The organism is Rhodobium orientis, from assembly GCF_003258835.1.
GTDB classification, from domain to species: Bacteria; Pseudomonadota; Alphaproteobacteria; order Rhizobiales; family Rhodobiaceae; genus Rhodobium; species Rhodobium orientis.
This window is the reverse complement of record NZ_NPEV01000001.1, coordinates 45,946-64,761: the sequence shown is the minus strand read 5'-3', so window position 1 is coordinate 64,761 and position 18,816 is coordinate 45,946. Positions and strand designations below refer to the sequence as shown.

Genomic DNA, 18,816 nt, shown 5'->3' with positions numbered 1-18,816 from the left:
CACCTGAAGCCGTCCGGGCGCAGTTTTGGCGCCGACAGTCGCTAGGCAGAATTTGCCTAGCGTATGGTTACCGGGGAGTTAACGAAGCGGCCCCGCAACACGATTTGGTCGACGCGGCTCCGTTCAGGCGCCGTATGCGCGGGCCTCGCCCGGCGGCGGCACGTCGACGCCCTCGTCGCTGTACTGGTTCAGCTTGTTCCTGAGGGTGCGGATCGAGATGCCGAGGATCTTGGCCGCGTGGGTGCGGTTACCGAGGCAGTGGTCGAGGGTGTCGAGGATCAGCGTCCGCTCCACGTCGGCCACCGTCTGGCCGACCAGCGTACGGGTCACGGCTTCCGCCGTCATCGCCGCGTGCTCAGCCGGGCCCCTCGCCACCGTCTCGATGCGGCTGCCGTCCGGCATCAGGATGGCATCGGCGTCGATCTCCTCGCCGCGGGCCAGCAGCACCGCCCGGTGCATGGTGTTTTCCAGTTCGCGCACATTGCCGTGCCAGCGCGCCGAGGAGAGCTGCCGGCGGGCCTCTGCCGCGATCGGCCGCACCGGAACGCCGTTCGCCGCCGAATATTTGCGCACGAAGAACTGCGCCAGCTCCAGGATGTCCTCCGGTCGCTCGCGCAGCGCCGGAAGCTTCAGGTTGACGACGTTGAGCCGGTAGAGAAGGTCCTCGCGGAAGCTGCCCTCGCGCACGGCGTCGGCGAGATTGCGGTTGGAGGTCGCGATCACCCGGATGTCCACCGGCACCGGGCGCGAACCGCCGACCCGGTCGATGACCCGTTCCTGCAGGGCGCGCAGCAGCTTTGCCTGCAGCCGCGCATCCATCTCGGAGATTTCGTCGAGCAGCAGCGTGCCGCCGTCAGCCTCCTCGAACTTGCCGACGCGCCGGGCGACGGCGCCGGTGAAGGCGCCCTTCTCGTGGCCGAACAGCTCCGATTCCAGGAGGTTCTCCGGGATCGCGGCGCAGTTGACGGAAATGAACGGTTTCTTCGCCCGCCCCGACTTGCGGTGGACGTGGCGGGCGAGCACCTCCTTGCCGGTGCCGGATTCGCCGGTGATCAGGATCGAGGCGTCGGACGGCGCCACCTGGTCGGCAAGCTGCACCACCCGCGCCATCGCCTGGTCGCGGAAGATCATGTCCGCCGCATCCTCGGCGACCGCGGCAAGCACGGCGGCGATCAGTTCCGGATCCGGTGGCAGCGGCACGTATTCCTTGGCGCCGGCGCGGATCGCCTCGACCGCGGCCCTGGCGTTGCTCTCAACGCCGCAGGCGACCACCGGCACGTGGATGCGTTCCTGTTCCAGCTTCTCGATCAGGCCGGCGATGTCGAGCGCCACGTCGACCATCAGGAGGTCCGCACCGCTGGAGCGCAGCACCTTCAGCGCCACGGCGGTGTCGTCGGCATGGGTGACGGTCGCGCCGCCGTCGATGGCGATCTTGGTGGCCATCGTCAACTGGCCGTTCAGGGACCCAATGATGAGGAGTCGCATCGTTCTTCTCCAGGGACCAAACGCGCTCAGCGGTCGGTCTTGATGATCTCGGTCATCGTCACGCCGAGCTTTTCGTCCACCAGCACCACTTCGCCGCGGGCGACGAGCCGGTCGTTGACATAGATGTCGATGGCTTCGCCGACCTTGCGGTCGAGTTCCAGAACCGTGCCCGAGGACATCTTCAGAAGATCCGCCACCGGCATGCGGGAATGGCCGAGCACGGCCGACACCCGGACCGGTACGTCGAACACGGCTTCCAGGTCCGACGCGGTCTTCGACTGCGGCTCGTCCTCTTCCTCGCTGAGCACGCGGTAGCCGGCCTCCGACATTTCCTTCAGGGCCATCGGATCGGCGCCTTCCAGACCGTCACGTTCCGCGGTTTCGGTCTTGCCGCCCGGCAGGTCGTCGTCGCTCATTGCTCACTCTCCATCGCCGCCGCGGCCTTTGCCGCGGGATCGGCTGGCCCGCCACCATCGCGGGCCCTGAAATAGGTTTCGATCGCCGCGTCGATTTCCGCCTCGATCGCGGCCCGGTCGCGGACGATGCCGCCGTCGGCCCATTCGATGCGGCAGTCGCCGCGGGCAAGGTCCGGCTCGCCGAGGACGACGAGGCGCCCGAGGAATCCGCGCTCGTGGGCGATGCGGTCGACCTCGGCCTTGATCGCGTCGGCGTCGTTTTCCTCGACGCGCACGACGATGTGCGGCGCCTGGCGCAGCGGCCCGAGGCAATCCTCGATCAGCGCCGCGATCTCGCCGGTCGGCTCGCGCGCGATCAGATGGTCGACCAGCTTGCCGGCGATCTGGCGGGCAAGCTCGGCGGCCTCGCGCTCGATCCGGACCCGGTCGGCATCGAGGGCCCCGAGGATCCCCTGCGCCGCGGAGACCAGCCGGCCGGCCTCATCGGCCATCCGCTTGCGGGCCTTGGCGGTCATTTCCTCCATGCCGTCGGCGTGACCGCGCGCATAGGCGCGCTTTTCCGCCGCCACCAGGGCGTTGAGGTGGTTGGAGAGCGGCGCGTCCGAGGCCTCCTCGAAAACCTCCGGCTCGACGGGTTCCGGCTCCGCCGGTGCGGAGAAATCCGTGTCGAACAGGAACCGTGCCGGCGCTGCCATCTTTTTCTTTCGTCCTGTCGAGGTCGCCTTAATAGACAAGCTCGTCCTCTGCCTTGTTCTTGGTGATCATGATCTCGCCGCTGGCGGCCAGATCCTTGGCGACGGCGACCATGCCGGCCTGGGCGTCGTCGACGTCGCGCAGCCGCACCGGACCCATCGCGTCCATGTCGTCCTTCATCATCTTGGCCGCGCGCTGCGACATGTTGGAGAAGAAGAATTCGCGCACTGACTCGTTGGCGCCCTTCAGCGCCGTCGCCAGCCGGTCCTTGTCGACCTGGCGCAACAGGGTCTGGACGCTGCCGGCGTCGAGCTTCGACAGATCGTCGAAGGTGAACATCAGGTTCTTGATGTGCTCGGCCGCCTCGCGGTTGTTCTCCTCCAGCGCCGTCATGAAGCGCGCCTCGGTCTGCCGGTCGAAGCTGTTGAAGATGTCGGCCATCAGCTCGTGGGCGTCGCGCCGGCTGGTGGTCGACAGGTTCGACATGAACTCGACCCGCAGCGTCTGCTCGACCTTGTCGAGGATTTCCTTTTGCACCGACTCCATCCGCAGCATGCGGGTGACGACCTCGAGCGCGAACTCGTCGGGCAGGATCGCCAGCACCCGCGCGGCGTGCTCGGAGCGGATCTTGGACAGCACCACGGCCACCGTCTGCGGGTATTCGTTCTTCAGGTAGTTGGCGAGCACGTTCTCCTGCACGTTGGAGAGCTTCTCCCACATGTTGCGTCCGGCCGGCCCGCGGATCTCCTCCATGATGGTGGCCACCTTTTCGGCCGGCAGCACCGACTGCAGGATCCGTTCGGTGGAATCGAAGTTGCCGAGCAGCGCGCCCTTGGCCGACAGCTTGGTGACGAAGTCCTTGAAAAGCTTGTCGAGCATGATCGGCGAGATCGGGCCGAGCTTGGCCATGGCGATGGAGATCTGCTTGACCTCCATCTCGTCGAGCGACTTCCAGATCGGCGCGCCGTGCTCGTGGCCGAGCGCCAGCAGCAGGACGGCCGCGCGCTCCGGTCCCTTCAGTTCGCGCTCTTCCTGATCCTCGTGGATCTGGAGCGCCTGGATCTGCTGGGCAGCATTCATCTCAGCGTACTCATGCCGGGGCTTCGTTGAGCCAGGTGCGGACGATCGAGATGGCCTCGTTCGGATAGTTCTCGATCAGGCCGCCGACGCGCTCGATGGAATTGGCGTGGTTTTCGCCCTCCGCCTGGGCGTCGTTGAACCAGTCGGCGAAGTTCTCTTCCTCCAGCGGCGCCGGCAGGGCGGGCGTGCCGTCGGCGTTGAGCTGCAGCATCTCGCCGTTCGGCCCCGTCACCATTTCGACCTCTTGCTTCTCCGGCTCGACGATCTTGCGGACCAGCGGACGGACGATGAAAAGAAGCGTCAGCAGCGACAGGAGCACGATCACGCCGAGTTCGGAGAAATAGAAGATGTCGCGCTTGGTGAAGTCGAACAGGCCCTCTTCGGCGCCGTCGAGGGGAAGCTGCGAGGGCGCGGAGGCAAAGCGCAGGTTGACGACCTCGACCTGGTCGCCGCGCTCCTCATCAAAGCCGACCGACGAGCGCACCAGCGCCGCGATCCGCTCCAGGTCGTCGGCCGAGCGCGGCGCGTAGTCGAGTTCCCCGCCCTGCTGCGGGGTGTAGATGCCGTCGACGAGGACGGCGACCGAGACGCGCTTGATCCGGCCGGCCTCGACCACCTCGGTGCGCTCGGTCTTGGAAATCTCATAATTGGTGGTTTCCTCGGTGGTGCTGGACGCCTCGCGCGGGAGATTGTCCTCGCCGTCGGCATTCTGGTTGGCGTTCGGGATCTGGTTGCCGGCGGTGACGCCCCGCTGCTCCCTGCGCACCGTGGAGTTCTCCTCGCGCGACTGCGAGGACCGGACCACCTGGCCTTCCGGATCGAACTTCTGCTCGGTCTGGGTGATGCGGTTGAAGTCGAGTTCGGCGGCGACCTGCACCCGCGCCCGGCCAGAGCCGACGATTTCCGAGACGATGCCCTCGATGCGCTCGCGCAGCCGGCGCTCATAGGCGACGGTGCGCTCCTGCAGGTGGCTTGCGAGCAGCCCCTGGGCATCGTCCTCCGTGCCGCTGGCCAGCAGCCGGCCCGTCTCGTCGACGATCGACACGTTGGCCGGCTTCAGCCCCTCCACCGCAGTGGCGACGAGGTGCTGGATGGCGGCGATGTGGCTGCGGTCGAGGGTGCCGCGCACGCGCACCACGATCGAGGCGGACGGCTCCTCCTTGTCGCGCTGGAACAGCTGGCGCTCCGGCAGCACCAGATGGACCCTTGCGGCCGAAATGCGGTTGATCGACTTGATGGTGCGCGACAGCTCGCCTTCCAGCGCCCGCAAATGGTTGATCGACTGCACGAAGCTGGTGGTGCCGAGGGTATCGGTCTTGTCGAAGATTTCGTAGCCGATGTTGCCGCCGCTCGGCAGGCCCTGCTCGGCGAGCCGCATGCGGACCTGGAGCTGGGTGCCTTCCGGAACCAGCACGACGGCGCCGTCGTTGCGCAGCTCGTATTCCACGGCCGTCGCCTCGAGCTGGCGGACGATGGCGGTGGTGTCGGCGAATGAAAGGTCGGTGTAGAGCGGCACCATCTGCGGGGTCGACAGCCGCGTCATGACGATGGCGAAGAAACCGACCAGGATCGCCGCTACGGCGCCCATTGCGCCGAGGCGTGCCGGTCCGAGCGCCTTCAGGAAATCAACGACCCCATTCACGACTATTATCAACCCTACCGAGGCTCAAGGGCCAGTCCACCCGGACGGATGAGGGTTTGGGACGAGGACGTCCGACCGGGCGGATCTGGTAGGCAAGAATTTCCGGGTTGTCGGTAAATAAGCCGTTAACACCCCCGGCCCGGACGGGGTTTTCTTCGCAGGCTGCGACGGTCGCCGTTGCGGATTGCGAATTCGGAGTGCCACTTCTGCCGCCGCCGGTTAACCCTTGCGAGGAGCGGTAATCGGCGCTTCAGGGCGTTTTCGCGAGGCGCGCGGGCATATGGGCGCGGCAAGCGGTTAACCGTGCGGCAAAAACGTGCAGCGAAACGAAAAATGGCCGGCTCAAGGGCCGGCCACTCAATCTGGTCATGTCGGTCGTTTCTAAAAAACGCCGCGGGTCAGTTGCGATACTGCTGTATCCGCGTTGCCCGCAAGCCGGCGAGACCGTGGCGGTCGATGGAATTCTGCCATGACAGCAGCTCCTCGATCGTCAAGGTATAGCGCTGGCACGCTTCCTCAAGGGATAAAAGACCACCACGCACCGCAGCGACCACCTCCGCCTTACGACGGATCACCCATCGCTTGGTATCGACGGGCGGCAGATCGGCGATGGTCAGAGGACTTCCATCCGGACCAATGACGTATTTAACTCGCGGTCGCACTCGATCGGTCATCGTACTCTCACACTTTACCCTGACCTTCAATGACCGAGCATAGGCGTTGGCTTTTAAAATTTGCCTAAGAGCGCAGCAACAAATCGGTAAGAATTGCCGGGACTTGGCAATCTCTTTATTCACTTTATATCCCCGCCCCCTCCTGCCGCCGCCGACGGACCGGAATGCGATCGGCCCAGCCTGGAAAACGCGTGCGAAAACGGGCACCCGGAAGCGGTCCCTCCGGGTGCGGAAAACTCTTTACAAAAACGGATCGAAGCCGGGTGTCCGGGCGCCTTAGGAGGCGTCGCGGATGGCGGTCACGTTGCCGACCGGAACCTTGATGTCGCCGATCTTGAGGACCGCCTCGCCGCCGCTCATGTCGACCTCGTCGACGATGCCGGTCAGCGCGGTCGACACGGTGACGGCGTTGCCGGCCGCATCCTGCGCCTCGATGTTGATGGTGTACTCGCCATCCTCCACGGTGCGCCCGCTGGTCGTCTGGCCGTTCCAGACGAACGCCCCGCCGCCCTGCTCCAGGGTCACCTGGTCGGTATAGACCGCCGCACCGGCAGAGTTGGTGATGGTCACGGTCGCCGTCGCCGCCGACTTGACGTCATAGGTCCACGCCGCCGTGCCGTTGCGCAGCACCGTCGTCTCGCCGGTCGCCTCGATCTCCTTGCCGATATAGCTGACCAGCGCGCCGGTGCTGGATGCGGAGATGCCGTTGATGATGCTCTCCAGGTGGTCGTTGGTCTTGATCTGCTGTTCGACCGACGAGTACTGGGTGAGCTGCTCGGCGAACTTGTCGGCGTCCATCGGCTCCAGCGGGTTCTGGTTCTGCAGCTGCACCGTCAGAAGCTGCAGGAACATCTCGTAGTTGTCGGCAAGGGAGGTCGCATCTTTCGTCGCCTGGGACGTCGACGAAGAGGACTTCGATGCCAGACTGGCCACGGCGGAGGAAGCGCCGGTGGGATCGATGCTCATGGTTCTTTCCTGTCTCTAGATGCGGACGTCGAGGCGCCCGTCATGGGCGGCCCGCATGGTGTAGGTCGCCACCGGGCGATCTGCGACGTCCATGTCGTCAACGCCCTCACCGTCGAAGAATGACGGCTCGCCGTCCCCGTCCTGCGACGCGGTCTGGCTGCCATTGTCGGAACTCAGGGAGAATTCCAGGCCGCCCTCGGCGGTCTTGATACCCTGCTGTTCCAGCGAGCGTTCCAGCGCCCGCGGATCGCGCATGAACATGTCGAGGGTCTCGGAGCGCTCCACGAAGAGATGCGCACGCACGATGCCGTCGTCGCCGACCCGAAGCCGGACGTCCACCCGGCCCAGCTCCGGCGGATCGAGGCGGATCTCGAAGCGCGTCTCGCCCTGGCGGGCGAACTTGGCGATCTCCACCGCAGCGCTCGATGCAGCCGTTGCCGCCTGGGCCGCGACGGCAGGGGTCTGCACCGCCTGCTGGGCGGTTGCCGCGGTAGCTCCCATCGGCATCAGGGTGAAATTGTTGGTGGCGTCGGCCGGCGCCATGGCGGCAAGCGCCGGGTCGGCGGGCGCGGCGGCGGCCTGGCCGATGGTCTGCGACAACAGTGCGGCCGCGGACGTCTGGGCGGTGGTGCCGGCCGTTGCCGATGCCGCCGCCTTGGTGCCGGTGTCCTTTGCCGCCAGGTGACCGAAGAGCTTGGCAAGGTTCGCATCGCCGTCACCGTCGCCATCGGCGGGAGGCTCGGAGCCGAACAGGCTGGCCGGCCTGGCGTCCGCAGCCTTGGTCGCATCATCGGCCGCCGCATCCGGGCCGGATGCGCCTGTCTGCGTGCCTTTCGCGTTCGGCTGCGCGCTCGCCTGCTGCGCCCCGGCGGTGTCCTTCGTCGAAGCCGCAGCCGCAGCCGTGGCAGCAGATGCCGCTTCCGCCGCTCCCCTGGCCGCGGCCGGATCGCCGGCTCCGGCACCGGTCAGGAGCCTCTGCAACAGCGCATCCTGTTCGGCAAGGCCGGCGATCACCGCACCGACCGGGTCGTCGCTCGACTGGGCGATGAGGTTGGCAAGCTCGGTGCCGTCGGCAAGCGTCCTGTCGCCGAGCAGCGCGTTGATCTCCTGAAGGATCTCCTCCGCGCTACGGCTCGCGCCGGAGCCGTTCGCGGCCTGCAGCTCCAGGAGCAGGTCGGCGAGGTGCTCGATGTCTTCCGGGTCGGTGAGCAGCGGCTCGCCGTCCTCGGTCTTGGCCTCGGTCAGCCGGGTCACCAGTTCCTCGCGCGGGGTCGTGGTGCCGTCCTCGTTGGTGGCGACGTCCTCAAGCGCGGCGGTGTCTTCCGTTTCAGGCGCCTCGTCGACGGCCGGTGCCGCATCGGCGGTCGACTCGCTTTCGGCCGCGGTCTCGACCGTCTTCGCCGATTGCCGCCGCTCGGTCCGCGCCCGATCGTCCGGCGCCGGCGCCTTGCTGCGCTCCGAAGCGGCGCTGTCCCTGGACGGCTCCGTCGGCCGCGGTTCCTCGCGGGGCTCCGGTCGGTCGAGCATGCGCTCGAACCTGTCGTCGCCGCCACGGTTTCTCTTCACCAGAAGCGTCGGATCGCTGGTGCGGACGGAATCGGACGTGAACCCAATGTCGAACAAGACGGCAACTCCATAGGAAGGCCATGAAAACCCGTCACCCGTATTGCAATCTCGGGGCCAACCAAGCGCGGCGGGCAAAAGGTTGAAATTCCAGCGGATTTTCTCTAGACCGGCGGCGATGCGGCGGCGCCGACGGGGCAAGCCCTGCCGGGTCGGCAAAAGCTGCCCCGCAAAGAGCACGTGAAGGAGCGGCAGGCCCGGGCCGCACCCGGTTGCGTCCCGACAATGGCTTTTTCGGCGAAAGCGCCTAACTATAGGGCAGCCCGGCACGACCCTGCCGGGCCGCAGCGCGCTTTTCGGCCGAAACGCGCCTTGGAACGAACGGTTTGGATATGCTGGAATCTCTCGATCTTCCCGGACGCCCGGGAGACAACCGGGTCGTCGTCGCCATGTCGGGCGGCGTCGATTCCTCCGTTGCCGCCGGGCTCCTGAAGCGCGCCGGATACGATGTCGTCGGCATCACGCTGCAGCTCTACGACCACGGCGCCGCGACCCACAGGAAGGGCGCCTGCTGCGCCGGCCAGGACATCCACGACGCCCGCCGCGTCGCCGAGCACCTCGACATCCCGCACTACGTGCTCGACTACGAGGACCGCTTCCGCGAGGCCGTCATCGACACCTTTGCGGAAAGCTACATCGCCGGCGAGACGCCGGTGCCGTGTGTTGCCTGCAACCAGACCGTCAAGTTCCACGACCTGCTCGACACCGCCCGCGACCTCGGCGCCGCCGCGCTCGCCACCGGCCACTATGTGAGGAGCCGCAAGACCGGCGACCGCCGCTCGCTCTACCGGCCCGTCGACGACGACCGCGACCAGAGCTATTTCCTGTTCGCCACCACGCGCGAGCAGCTCGACTTCCTGCGCTTCCCGCTCGGCGACATGACCAAGGCGGAGACCAGGGAGATTGCCCGCGATCTCGGACTCGCGATCTCCGACAAGCCGGACAGCCAGGACATCTGCTTCGTGCCGTCGGGAAAATATTCCGACGTCATCGAGCGCCTGAAGCCGGGCGCGGCGGAGCCCGGCGACATCGTCCATGTCGACGGCCGCGTGCTCGGCCGCCACGACGGCATCATCCACTACACCATCGGCCAGCGCCGCGGCATCGGCGTCGCCACCGGCGAACCGCTCTATGTGGTCCGGCTCGATGCCGACCACGGCCGCGTCGTCGTCGGCCCGCGCGATATCCTCGCCACCCGCCGGCTGGCGCTGCGCGACGTCAACTGGATCGGCGATGGAACGCTCGTCGACCTGCCGCCCCAGGGCGTCGAGATCTTCGCCCGCGTGCGCTCCACCCGCCCGCCGAAGCCGGCGATCCTGTCCTATTGCGACGGCACCGTCGTCGTCGACCTGATGGACAGCGAACTCGGCGTCGCGCCGGGCCAGGCCTGCGTCTTCTACGACGCGCCGAAGGGCCCCGCCCGCATCCTCGGCGGCGGCTGGATCGACCGGGTGGCGACCGAAAGCGAGATGGCGGAGGCCGGCATGACCTTTGTCGATACCGCGCAAGGCTCCCTCGCCCAATCCCGCTAGACGGCCGCGCTGATCCGGCGCGGACCGGCTTCCTGGCAACGTCCCGGCCGCGATGGCCGTTTGGCAACAGTCAGGCGAAAAACCGTTCTGCGTCGCGCCAAAGCCCGGGATTCCGCTAGCCGCCCATTGTCCCTTTATTTGATCGAAACCCATTCCGTGCTAGGAGCGGACGACATCTGGAATTGAGGCTCAGACAGGCACATGCGACGGATTTCTTTCACCGGTATTGTTTTCAGCGCAGCGCTCATTGGCGCCGCCCCGGCCATGGCCGCCGACGCGCCGACCTATGCCGCGCCCCCGGCGCCGGACGCCTACCAGGTGGAAACGCCGAACCAGGACGACCTGGTGCTGGAACTCGGCGTCGGCGGCCTCGTCTCGCCGCGCTTCGAAGGCTCGGAAGAATACACCTTCACCCCCTATCCGATCATCCAGCTGCACTACCTCAGGATCCCCGGCCTCTACGAGACCAGCCGCGACCGCTCCGCCATCTATTTCCGCCCGTCCTTCCGCTATATCGGTGAGCGCGATCCGTCCGACGAGCGGATCCTGCGCGGCCTGAAGAAGGTCGACTGGGCGCTGGAAGCCGGCTTTGCGGTCGGCTACGAGACGGAATATTTCGACGCCTTCGTTGCCGTGCGCCGCGGCTTCAACGGCCACGAGGGCTGGATCGCCGATCTCGGCGTCGACGGCATCTACCGTCCGGACAACGCCTGGACGTTCAAGCTCGGCCCGCGCCTGTCGCTGGCCAGCGAAGACTATATGGACACCTATTTCGGCGTCTCGCGCCGCGAGTCCATCCGCTCCGGCTACCGGACCTATGACCCCTCCGGCGGCATCAAGAGCGTCGGCCTCGCCGCCACGGCCGAATACAAGCTGACCGAAGAGACCACGCTCTACGGCCGCGCCTCCTGGGACCGCCTGGTCTCCGACGCCGGCGACTCGCCGATCGTCAAGGCCGGCGACGAGAACATGTTCGGCGTCGGCATCGGCATTTCCTACCGCTTCGGCCTCGACCTCTACGACTGATTGTAAGTACGCGTCTCGCGTGACCAAGCCCGAATTGCGCCCTTGTGGGTACAATGACGGGTGGACGGGCCCGTTTCTTCGGCCAGAATAGCCAAGAGTCCCTTTTCGGGAATCGGTCCGGCACGGCGGTGAAATGAGGCAAGACGCGAGCCATGAAGCGGGAGACGCAGACGCGGCAATGCGCGTCGGGTTCCTCCTCAGCGACGACTTTCCGCTCGTCACCTTCTCCGCCGCCGTGGAACCTTACCGCGCCGCCAACGAGGTGATGGGTGCGGAGCGCTACCGCTGGCGGATCATGACGGAAGACGGCAATCCCGTCCGCTCCTCCTCCGGCATCGAGGTCAGTCCCGACGCCGATTTCCAGTACCCCGCCGACCTGCAGGACCGGGCCGGTTTCGACATGGTCTTCGTCGTCGGCAGCCCGGACTTTCCGTTGAAGAACGAGGCCCAGGTGCTCGCCCGCCTGCGCTTTCTGGCCAGCCGCGGCGTCATGCTCGGCGCCATCACCGGCGGCATCTTCCTCTTGGCCCGCGCCGGTCTCCTCGACGGCTACCGCTGCGCCGTCCACTGGTATTTCGCCTCGTCCTTCCGCGAAAGCTTCCCCAAGGTCGTCGCCACCAACCGCCTGTTCGAGATCGACCGCAACCGCTGCACCTGCTCCGGCGGCACCGCCTCCCTCGACATGATGCTGACGATGATGTCGGACGCCCTCGGCCGCTCGGTCGCCAACGAGATCTCCGGCTGGTTCCTGCACAACCGCATCCGCGACGTCCATGACGAGCAGAGCATCGGCGCCATGGGCGAGCTCAGCGTCAATTCCGCCGTCGTGACGAGGGCCGTCGAGGTCTTCAAGGCGAACCTGGAAACGCCCCTGCAGATCGTCGCGGTCGCCCGCCAGGTCGGCGTCACCGTCCGCCAGCTGGAGCGCCTCTTCAAGGACCACCTGCAGATCTCGCCGTCGCGCTATTTCCGCCAGGAGCGGCTGAAGCGCGCCCGCGAGCTGTTGCTCTATACCAACATGCCGGTCTCGGAGATCTCGCTCGCCGCCGGCTTTTCCTCCCACTCCCATTTCACCCGCTGCTACCGCATGCAGTACGGCCGCTCGCCCTACGCCGACCAGAAGGCGCTCAGGCGCTGAGCGATCGCAAGATATCCGCCGCGGAATGACGGCAGGATGAGTCGCATTCACACTAACGAACGGTTGCCCTGCCGATAGAGTTCGCCAAGGGCCCCGGTAAAAAGAAACCCAGCGAGGAACGTCCGATGAAATCCCATGCCAAAGCAGTCGTGATCGGCGGCGGCGTCGTCGGCTGTTCCGTCCTCTATCACCTGACCAAATTCGGCTGGACCGACGTGGTGCTCCTGGAGCGCTCGCAGCTCACCTCCGGCTCGACCTGGCACGCCGCCGGCGGCATGCACACCATCAACGGCGACCCGAACGTCGCCAAGCTGCAGCAATACACGATCCAGCTCTATAAGGAGATCGAGGAGCTTTCCGGCCAGGACATCGGCCTGCACATGACCGGCGGCATCATGCTGGCGGCGACCGAAGCGCGCTTCGACTGGCTGAAGGGGATCCTCGCCAAGGGCCGCTATCTGGGGCTGGAGGCGGAGCTGGTCACGCCGGCCGAGGCCGCCGAACTGATGCCGCTGATCGATCCCTCGCAATTCGTCGGCGCGCTCTACGACCCCGTCGAAGGCCATCTCGACCCCTCCGGCACCACCCACGCCTACGCCAAGGCAGCGCGAAAGAACGGCGCCGAGATCCATATCGAGACCCGCGTCGAAGACCTCGTCCAGAAGCCCGACGGCACCTGGCGGGTGATCACCGACAAGGGCGAGATCGTCGCCGAACACGTCGTCAATGCGGGCGGGCTCTGGGCCCGCGAGGTCGGCCGCATGGTCGGGCTGGAACTGCCGCTGCTCGCCATGGAGCACATGTATCTCCTGACCGACGATATGCCCGAGGTCGCCGCCCACAATGCGGCTACGGCCAAGGAAATGCTCCACGCGGTCGATTTCGACGGCGAGCTCTATCTGCGCCAGGAGCGCAAGGGCATGCTGATGGGCACCTATGAGAAGGCCTGCGTGCCCTGGTCGGAGATCGACACTCCTTGGGACTTCGGCCACGAACTGCTCGCCCCGGACCTCGACCGCATCGCCCCGTCGCTGGAAGTCGGGTTCCGCCATTTCCCGGCCTTTCAGAACGCCGGCATCAAGCAGATCATCAACGGCCCCTTCACCTTCGCCCCCGACGGCAACCCGCTGGTCGGCCCGGTCGCGGGGCTGCCCGGCTACTGGTGCGCCTGTGCGGTCATGGCCGGCTTCAGCCAGGGCGGCGGCGTCGGCCTGGCGCTCGCCAACTGGATGATCGAGGGCGATCCGGGCTTCGACGTCTTTGCCATGGATGTCGCCCGCTACGGCAACTGGGCGACCCTCGCCTACACCAACGCCAAGGTGCGCGAGAACTATTCCCGCCGCTTTTCCATCCGCTACCCGAACGAGGAACTGCCGGCGGCACGGCCCCTGAAAACCACCCCGATCTACGACCTGATGCTTTCAAAGGGCGCGCAGATGGGCGCCTCCTGGGGCCTGGAGCAGCCTCTCTGGTTCGCGCCGGAAGGCGTTTCCGACAGCTTCTCCTGGCGCCGCTCCACCGACTTCGAGCATGTCGGGGCGGAGGCCCGGGCCGTGCGCGAGGCGGCCGGGCTGATGGAGATCTCCGGCTTTGCCAAATACACGGTGGAAGGCTTCGGCGCCCGCGATTGGCTCGACACCATGCTCGCGGGGCGCATTCCGGCGGAAGGCCGCATGACGCTCGCGCCGATGCTGAAGGAAGACGGCAAGCTGATCGGAGACTTCACCCTCGCCAATCTCAGCGCCGAGCGCTACTTCATCGCCGGCTCCGGCATCGCCGAGGAATACCACATGCGCTGGTTCGAGGCGGACCTGCCGGACGACGGCTCGGTCACCGTCGTCCCCCACGGCGTCGGCATCACGGGCCTTTCCGTCGCCGGCCCGAAATCGCGAGAGATCCTGCAAGGACTTACCCGGACCGACCTGTCGGCCGACGCCTTCAAGTTCATGGACATTGCCGAGGCCGAAATCGGCATGGCGCCGGTGATCCTGTCGCGCATCAGCTACACCGGCGACCTCGGCTACGAGATCTGGTGCGCCCCGGAATATCTCCGCTACCTGTTCCAGGCAATTCTGGAAGCGGGCGAACCGCACGGTCTGAAACTCTTCGGGTTGCGCGCGCTGAACGCGCTCCGGCTGGAAAAGGGCTACGGCTCCTGGGCCCGGGAATACCGCCCCGTCTACGGACCCTTGGAGGCCGGCCTCGACCGCTTCGTGGCGCTGAAGAAAGAAGCCGATTTCATCGGCAAGGCGGCAGCGCTCGGCGAGAAGGAAGACGGTGGGGCGCTGCGCCTTCGCACCTTCGTCGTCGAGGCAAAGGACGCCGACGTCATCGGCGACGAGCCGATCTGGTTCAATGGCGAGGTGAACGGTTGGGTGACGTCCGGCGGCTACGCCCATGCATCGAATGTCTCCGTCGCCATGGGCTATGTACCGAAGGAGATCGCCAACGAAGAGACGGGCTGGGAGATCGAACTCCTCGGCGCGCGGCTGGCCGCGCAGCTTCAGAAGCGGCCGCTGTTCGATCCAGACGGCGCGCGGATGCGGGGATAGCCACCTCCCACCGCTCGACCAACGCCCGCTGGATTGCCGCGTCGGCCTTGCGGCCTCCTCGCAATGACGCTGAAAATAAAAGAAAATCCGTCATTGCGAGCGCAGCGAAGCAATCCAGCGCAGCTCGCTCGGCGTGTACTATTGTGTGCTCGCCGCTCCACCCTCTCCCGTCATCCCGGGCGGAGCGAAGCGGGGCCCCGGGACCCATTGCCCACCTCCACAAAGTAGCCCGCCGCGGATATTGGCACGGCCGACATCCGCGCAATCGCCCGGTTCAAACAACACCCGGCATGCCGTGTGGACAGGGGCAATGGGCTCCGGCTCAAGGCCGGGGTGACGGCGGAGTGTGGGACGCGCGAAAGCGACACACGCCGAGCGCCGGAAAAGCTAAGGTGATTGGCTTACCCGCCCTTGCGCGTCGTCAGCTTCAGGATCGCCGGCAGGAAGAGAAGGTTGGCGACCAGCGCCGTGGTCAGCACGATGACCGAGACCTCGCCGTAGAGCCGCACGGTCGGCATGACGCTGGTGACGGTGACGCCGAGGCCGACGACCAGCACGATGGTGGAGACGAGAAGCACCGGTCCGACGGCGACGACGGTCCGGTGCAGCGCCGCCGCGCCCTCGCCGCGCGCCGCCGTTTCCAGACGGTAGCGGTTGAGCATGTGGATGGTGCTGTCGACCGCCATGCCGAAGGAGATGGTGAAGGCGACGACGGAGGTGAACTGCAGGCCGATTCCGGACAGCCAGAGGAACGTGCCGCCGACGGCGATCGGCATGACGTTCGGCAGGATGCTGACGAGCGAGGCCCGCGCCGAGCGCATAGACAGGCCGATGGCGATGATGATGACGATGATCGCCGCCGCCAGGCTGCGGTTGAGCTGGCTGATCATCTCCGTGCTGGAGCGGGCGGCGACCGCGTCGATGCCGGTGACGTCGATGGTCACCTCCGGATGGGCGGCGCGAAGGGAATCGAGCCGTGCTTCCAGGGCGTCCAGCTTCGGCTTCAGCTTGGAGGCGTCCACATTGACGAAATAGCCGGTGACAAGGGCCGAATGGTTGTCCGGCGAGATCACCCGGTTGGCGAACAGCTCCTGATATTGCTTCAGGAACGCGCCAAAACTCCCCGGTGGCCGCGTACCCGCGGCGTACCAGTCGGCAATGCTCTTCAGCGACCAGACCGAGTCGACGCCGGGCGTCTCGGCGAGGAATTCGTGCGCATTGGCGATGACAGTCCGGGCCGCCTCAGACGTCAGGTCGATATCATCCTTCCAGCGCAGGAACAGGTAGAGTGTGCCGCTACCGGCCAGCTTCTGGTCGATGGCCTCGATTGCCCGGTAGGCGTCGTTGTTCTTCGGCAGGTTCTCCTTGTAGATGTGGTGCGGTCCGTTCTGGGCGTAGGCAAGCCCGCAGACGACCGCAAGGACGACGGAGACCACGGCGATCAGCCCCGAGCGTCGGTCGACCAGCCGGGCCGAACGCTCCGAGACCGCAACGCTCTCCCGCGCGAACCAGCTATCGACCGCGCGGGCCTTCGTTCCGGCCGCCTCCCCCTTGAGGATGAACCAGGCGACGAACGGGAAGATGAAGATGGTGGCAAGGAAGGCGATCACCGTCCCCATCGCACCCGCCATGCCGAAGCCGGCGATGAAGGGATGCGGCACCAGCACCAGCGACAGGAGCGCGAGCGTCGTCGTCAGCGAGGTGAGGACGCAGGCCGGCCCCACGTCGACGAGCGCCTTTTTGATCGCGGCCCGCGTTTCCTCGCCATCGGCCATGTTGTGGCGGACGGCAAAGAGCAAATGCAGCGCATCGGCAAAGGAGAGCACCATGACCAGCGTCGGCACCACCGCTGTCAGGACATTGAGGCTGCCGGAAATCAGCGCCATCGCGCCGAGCTGCCAGACGATTGCCGCGATCACCGGCGCGCCGACGATGAGCACGTAGCGAAGGCGCCGGAAGAACATCCAGGTCAGCAGGGCCCCGAAGGCGAAGCCGGCGATCTTGAAGGTGAGCTGGTCGCGGCGGAGCGCATCGATGATCTCGATCCGCATCACCGGCAGGCCGGTCAACTCCATCTTGATGCCGGTGCCGCCGAGCACCTTGTCGCCGAGCGCATCGATGCGTCCGAACGCCTCCGACAGCGGCTTGATGTCGTTGAGCGAGGAATCGAGCGAGACGACGAGGAGCGCCAGGTCACCGTCCTTGGAGAGGAGCTTTCCCTCCACCAGCGGATTGGCGAGAAGCCGCGCCTTGAAGTCGGCCATGTCGACGCCGGAAAGGTCGGCCGGGACGGTCGGCGCCGGATCGCCCTCGACCGCCGGCGGCTCGCGGGCGGAAAAGATCGAAAGCACCTCGGTGACGCCGTCGACGAACAGGAGCTCCAGATGCAGCGTGCGCAGCTTTTCCAGGATGTCGGGCTGAAGGAGGTTCTGGCCGGAGAGCACGACAAGGACGTCCTGCTCGCTCGCCGGATATTCGTCGGCGACGTCCTCCAGCACGGAGTAGTCGCGCGCATCGGAGCGGAAGATCTCGCGAATGTCGCTCTCAAAGCCGAGATGCAGCGAGGCGACGAAGAGGCCGACGGTCAGAAGGAGGACGCCGGCCGCGGCCAGCCCCTTGTGGGCGAGCGACCACAACCCCAGTCGTTCAAGGCCAAAGCCAGCCGTCATCGGCGCTCCCGCTCCCCTCGGCCGAGTCGCGATCGCGCCGGCTTCTTCGTCTAGCATCCGGACCGGGGCAAACGAAAGGCCGCGGTGGTGAGGCCCATGGAATTGCGGGGGAGGTCGAGGACATGTGATTTCGGGGTGGCGCTCTCTCGTGCCGTCTCGATTGGATGACCGTCGTCGCCACGCTCTCTGCCGTCATCCCGCGCGGAGCGCAGCGGAGACCCGGGACCCATTGCCCGTCGCAACATCGTAGCCCGTCGAGAGTCCTGCCGCGGCTGGCATCCACGCAAAGGCCTCGTTCCGTCAACACTCGGCATACCGTGTGGACGGGGGCACTAGACCCCGGCTCGGGGGCCGGGGTGACGGCTGAGGGTTTGGCGAGCGGGATTGCATACGTGAACCGCCGGTCATACCGCCAACGCCCGATGGATTACCGCGTCGGCCTACCCAGGCTCGCGTCACGCGCCGCTCCCCGTCCTTCGGACCCTCGCAATGACGTTGAAACCAAAAGAGAATCCGTCATTGCGAGCGAAGCGAAGCAATCCAGAGCGGCTCGTTCGGCGTGCGCCGTCATGCCTCCCGCGGCCCTCGCCCTCAGTCCTTCTCCTTCAACCCATAGCTCTTGAACTTCTCCACCACGACGGCGATTTCGTCGTCGCCGAGCACCACCGGCTTGCCGAACTGGCGGGCCACCGTGAGCTGGTGGGCGAGGGTCTCGATCTCCACGGCAAGCCACAGCGCCTTGGCGAGTGAGGGGCCGCCGGCGATCAGGCCGTGATTGGCGAGGAGGCAGGCGTTGCGGCCCTCAAGGGCGGCAAGGGCGTGCTCGGAGAGTTCCCTGGTGCCGTAGGTGGCGTAGGGCGCGCAGCGGATCGTTGGCCCGCCGGCCCCGGCGATCATGTAGTGGACGGCCGGGATCTCCTCCCGGCAGATGGCGATCGCCGTCGAATAGATCGGATGGGCGTGGACGACGGCATTGAGGTCCGGCCGCGCCTTCAGGATATCGAGGTGGAAGCGCCATTCCGACGAGGCCGCGTATTTGCCCGTCGCCGTGCCGTCAAAATCCATGGCGACGATGTCCTCCGGCACCAGTTGCTCATAGGCGATGCCGCTCGGCGTGATCAGGATCCCGTCACCATGGCGCACCGAGACGTTGCCGGACGTGCCCTGGTTGATGCCGACCTCGGACATCCTGAGGCAGACGTCGATGATCTCCTGCCGCAACCGGCGCTCCGCCGCTTCCATCATATCACTCCCTGAATCTTGGACCGGCCCGTCATAGACCCGCTTGGGGGGAGCGAAAAAGGAAAAAGCGGCCCCGCG

At 66.4% G+C, this 18,816-nt stretch carries 14 protein-coding genes; 4 read left to right on the top strand and 10 right to left on the bottom strand.

Features of this window, described 5'->3' with window-relative positions:
* Window positions 1-123: 123 nt before the first annotated feature.
* From flbD to CH339_RS00255, 8 genes are all read right to left on the bottom strand, one after another.
* Window positions 124-1,485 carry a sigma-54-dependent transcriptional regulator FlbD gene (flbD, locus tag CH339_RS00290; protein ID WP_111432263.1) on the bottom strand — a complete coding sequence of 454 codons (1,362 nt, stop codon included), beginning with the start codon at window positions 1,483-1,485 and terminating at the stop codon, window positions 124-126.
* Window positions 1,486-1,511: 26 nt separating this feature from the next.
* Entirely contained in the window at window positions 1,512-1,814 is a 303-nt protein-coding gene (fliN, locus tag CH339_RS00285) for a flagellar motor switch protein FliN (protein WP_244669133.1), read from the bottom strand.
* Window positions 1,815-1,897: 83 nt separating this feature from the next.
* Window positions 1,898-2,596, bottom strand: coding sequence for a FliH/SctL family protein (locus tag CH339_RS00280; RefSeq protein ID WP_111432262.1), 699 nt, complete (start codon window positions 2,594-2,596; stop codon window positions 1,898-1,900).
* Between the two features lie 28 nt (window positions 2,597-2,624).
* A complete protein-coding gene (gene fliG, locus CH339_RS00275; protein ID WP_111432261.1) occupies window positions 2,625-3,674 on the bottom strand; it encodes a flagellar motor switch protein FliG in 1,050 nt (349 codons plus the stop codon).
* A 10-nt stretch (window positions 3,675-3,684) separates the two neighbouring features.
* Window positions 3,685-5,316 (bottom strand): flagellar basal-body MS-ring/collar protein FliF, encoded by a 1,632-nt coding sequence (gene fliF / locus CH339_RS00270; protein WP_111432260.1) that lies wholly within the window; start codon window positions 5,314-5,316, stop codon window positions 3,685-3,687.
* 398 nt (window positions 5,317-5,714) lie between these two features.
* Window positions 5,715-5,990: a CtrA inhibitor SciP gene (gene sciP, locus CH339_RS00265; protein ID WP_111432259.1), complete on the bottom strand. Its 276-nt coding sequence runs from the start codon at window positions 5,988-5,990 to the stop codon at window positions 5,715-5,717.
* 276 nt (window positions 5,991-6,266) lie between these two features.
* Window positions 6,267-6,956, bottom strand: coding sequence for a flagellar hook assembly protein FlgD (locus tag CH339_RS00260; RefSeq protein WP_111432258.1), 690 nt, complete (start codon window positions 6,954-6,956; stop codon window positions 6,267-6,269).
* A gap of 15 nt (window positions 6,957-6,971) precedes the next feature.
* Window positions 6,972-8,579: a flagellar hook-length control protein FliK gene (locus tag CH339_RS00255; protein ID WP_111432257.1), complete on the bottom strand. Its 1,608-nt coding sequence runs from the start codon at window positions 8,577-8,579 to the stop codon at window positions 6,972-6,974.
* A 332-nt stretch (window positions 8,580-8,911) separates the two neighbouring features.
* Between CH339_RS00255 and mnmA the strand changes: the two genes are divergently transcribed.
* The 4 genes from mnmA to CH339_RS00235 all read left to right on the top strand — a co-directional run bounded on the left by mnmA (window position 8,912) and on the right by CH339_RS00235 (window position 14,827).
* The gene (gene mnmA / locus CH339_RS00250; RefSeq protein ID WP_111432256.1) at window positions 8,912-10,111 is read left to right on the top strand and encodes a tRNA 2-thiouridine(34) synthase MnmA; all 1,200 of its coding nucleotides are present in this window, start codon (window positions 8,912-8,914) and stop codon (window positions 10,109-10,111) included.
* A 201-nt stretch (window positions 10,112-10,312) separates the two neighbouring features.
* Window positions 10,313-11,137: a MipA/OmpV family protein gene (locus CH339_RS00245; RefSeq protein ID WP_111432255.1), complete on the top strand. Its 825-nt coding sequence runs from the start codon at window positions 10,313-10,315 to the stop codon at window positions 11,135-11,137.
* 178 nt (window positions 11,138-11,315) lie between these two features.
* On the top strand, window positions 11,316-12,275 hold the full coding sequence (locus tag CH339_RS00240) for a GlxA family transcriptional regulator (RefSeq protein WP_170138331.1): 960 nt from the start codon (window positions 11,316-11,318) through the stop codon (window positions 12,273-12,275).
* 125 nt (window positions 12,276-12,400) lie between these two features.
* Complete coding sequence (locus tag CH339_RS00235; protein ID WP_111432253.1) at window positions 12,401-14,827, top strand: GcvT family protein; 2,427 nt, start codon at window positions 12,401-12,403, stop codon at window positions 14,825-14,827.
* Window positions 14,828-15,228: 401 nt separating this feature from the next.
* Here the strand turns inward: CH339_RS00235 and CH339_RS00230 are convergent, their stop codons facing one another.
* Window positions 15,229-17,496, bottom strand: coding sequence for an efflux RND transporter permease subunit (locus CH339_RS00230; protein ID WP_170138330.1), 2,268 nt, complete (start codon window positions 17,494-17,496; stop codon window positions 15,229-15,231).
* A 591-nt stretch (window positions 17,497-18,087) separates the two neighbouring features.
* Window positions 18,088-18,738 carry an L-fuculose-phosphate aldolase gene (locus tag CH339_RS00225; RefSeq protein WP_111432485.1) on the bottom strand — a complete coding sequence of 217 codons (651 nt, stop codon included), beginning with the start codon at window positions 18,736-18,738 and terminating at the stop codon, window positions 18,088-18,090.
* Window positions 18,739-18,816 lie beyond the last annotated feature (78 nt).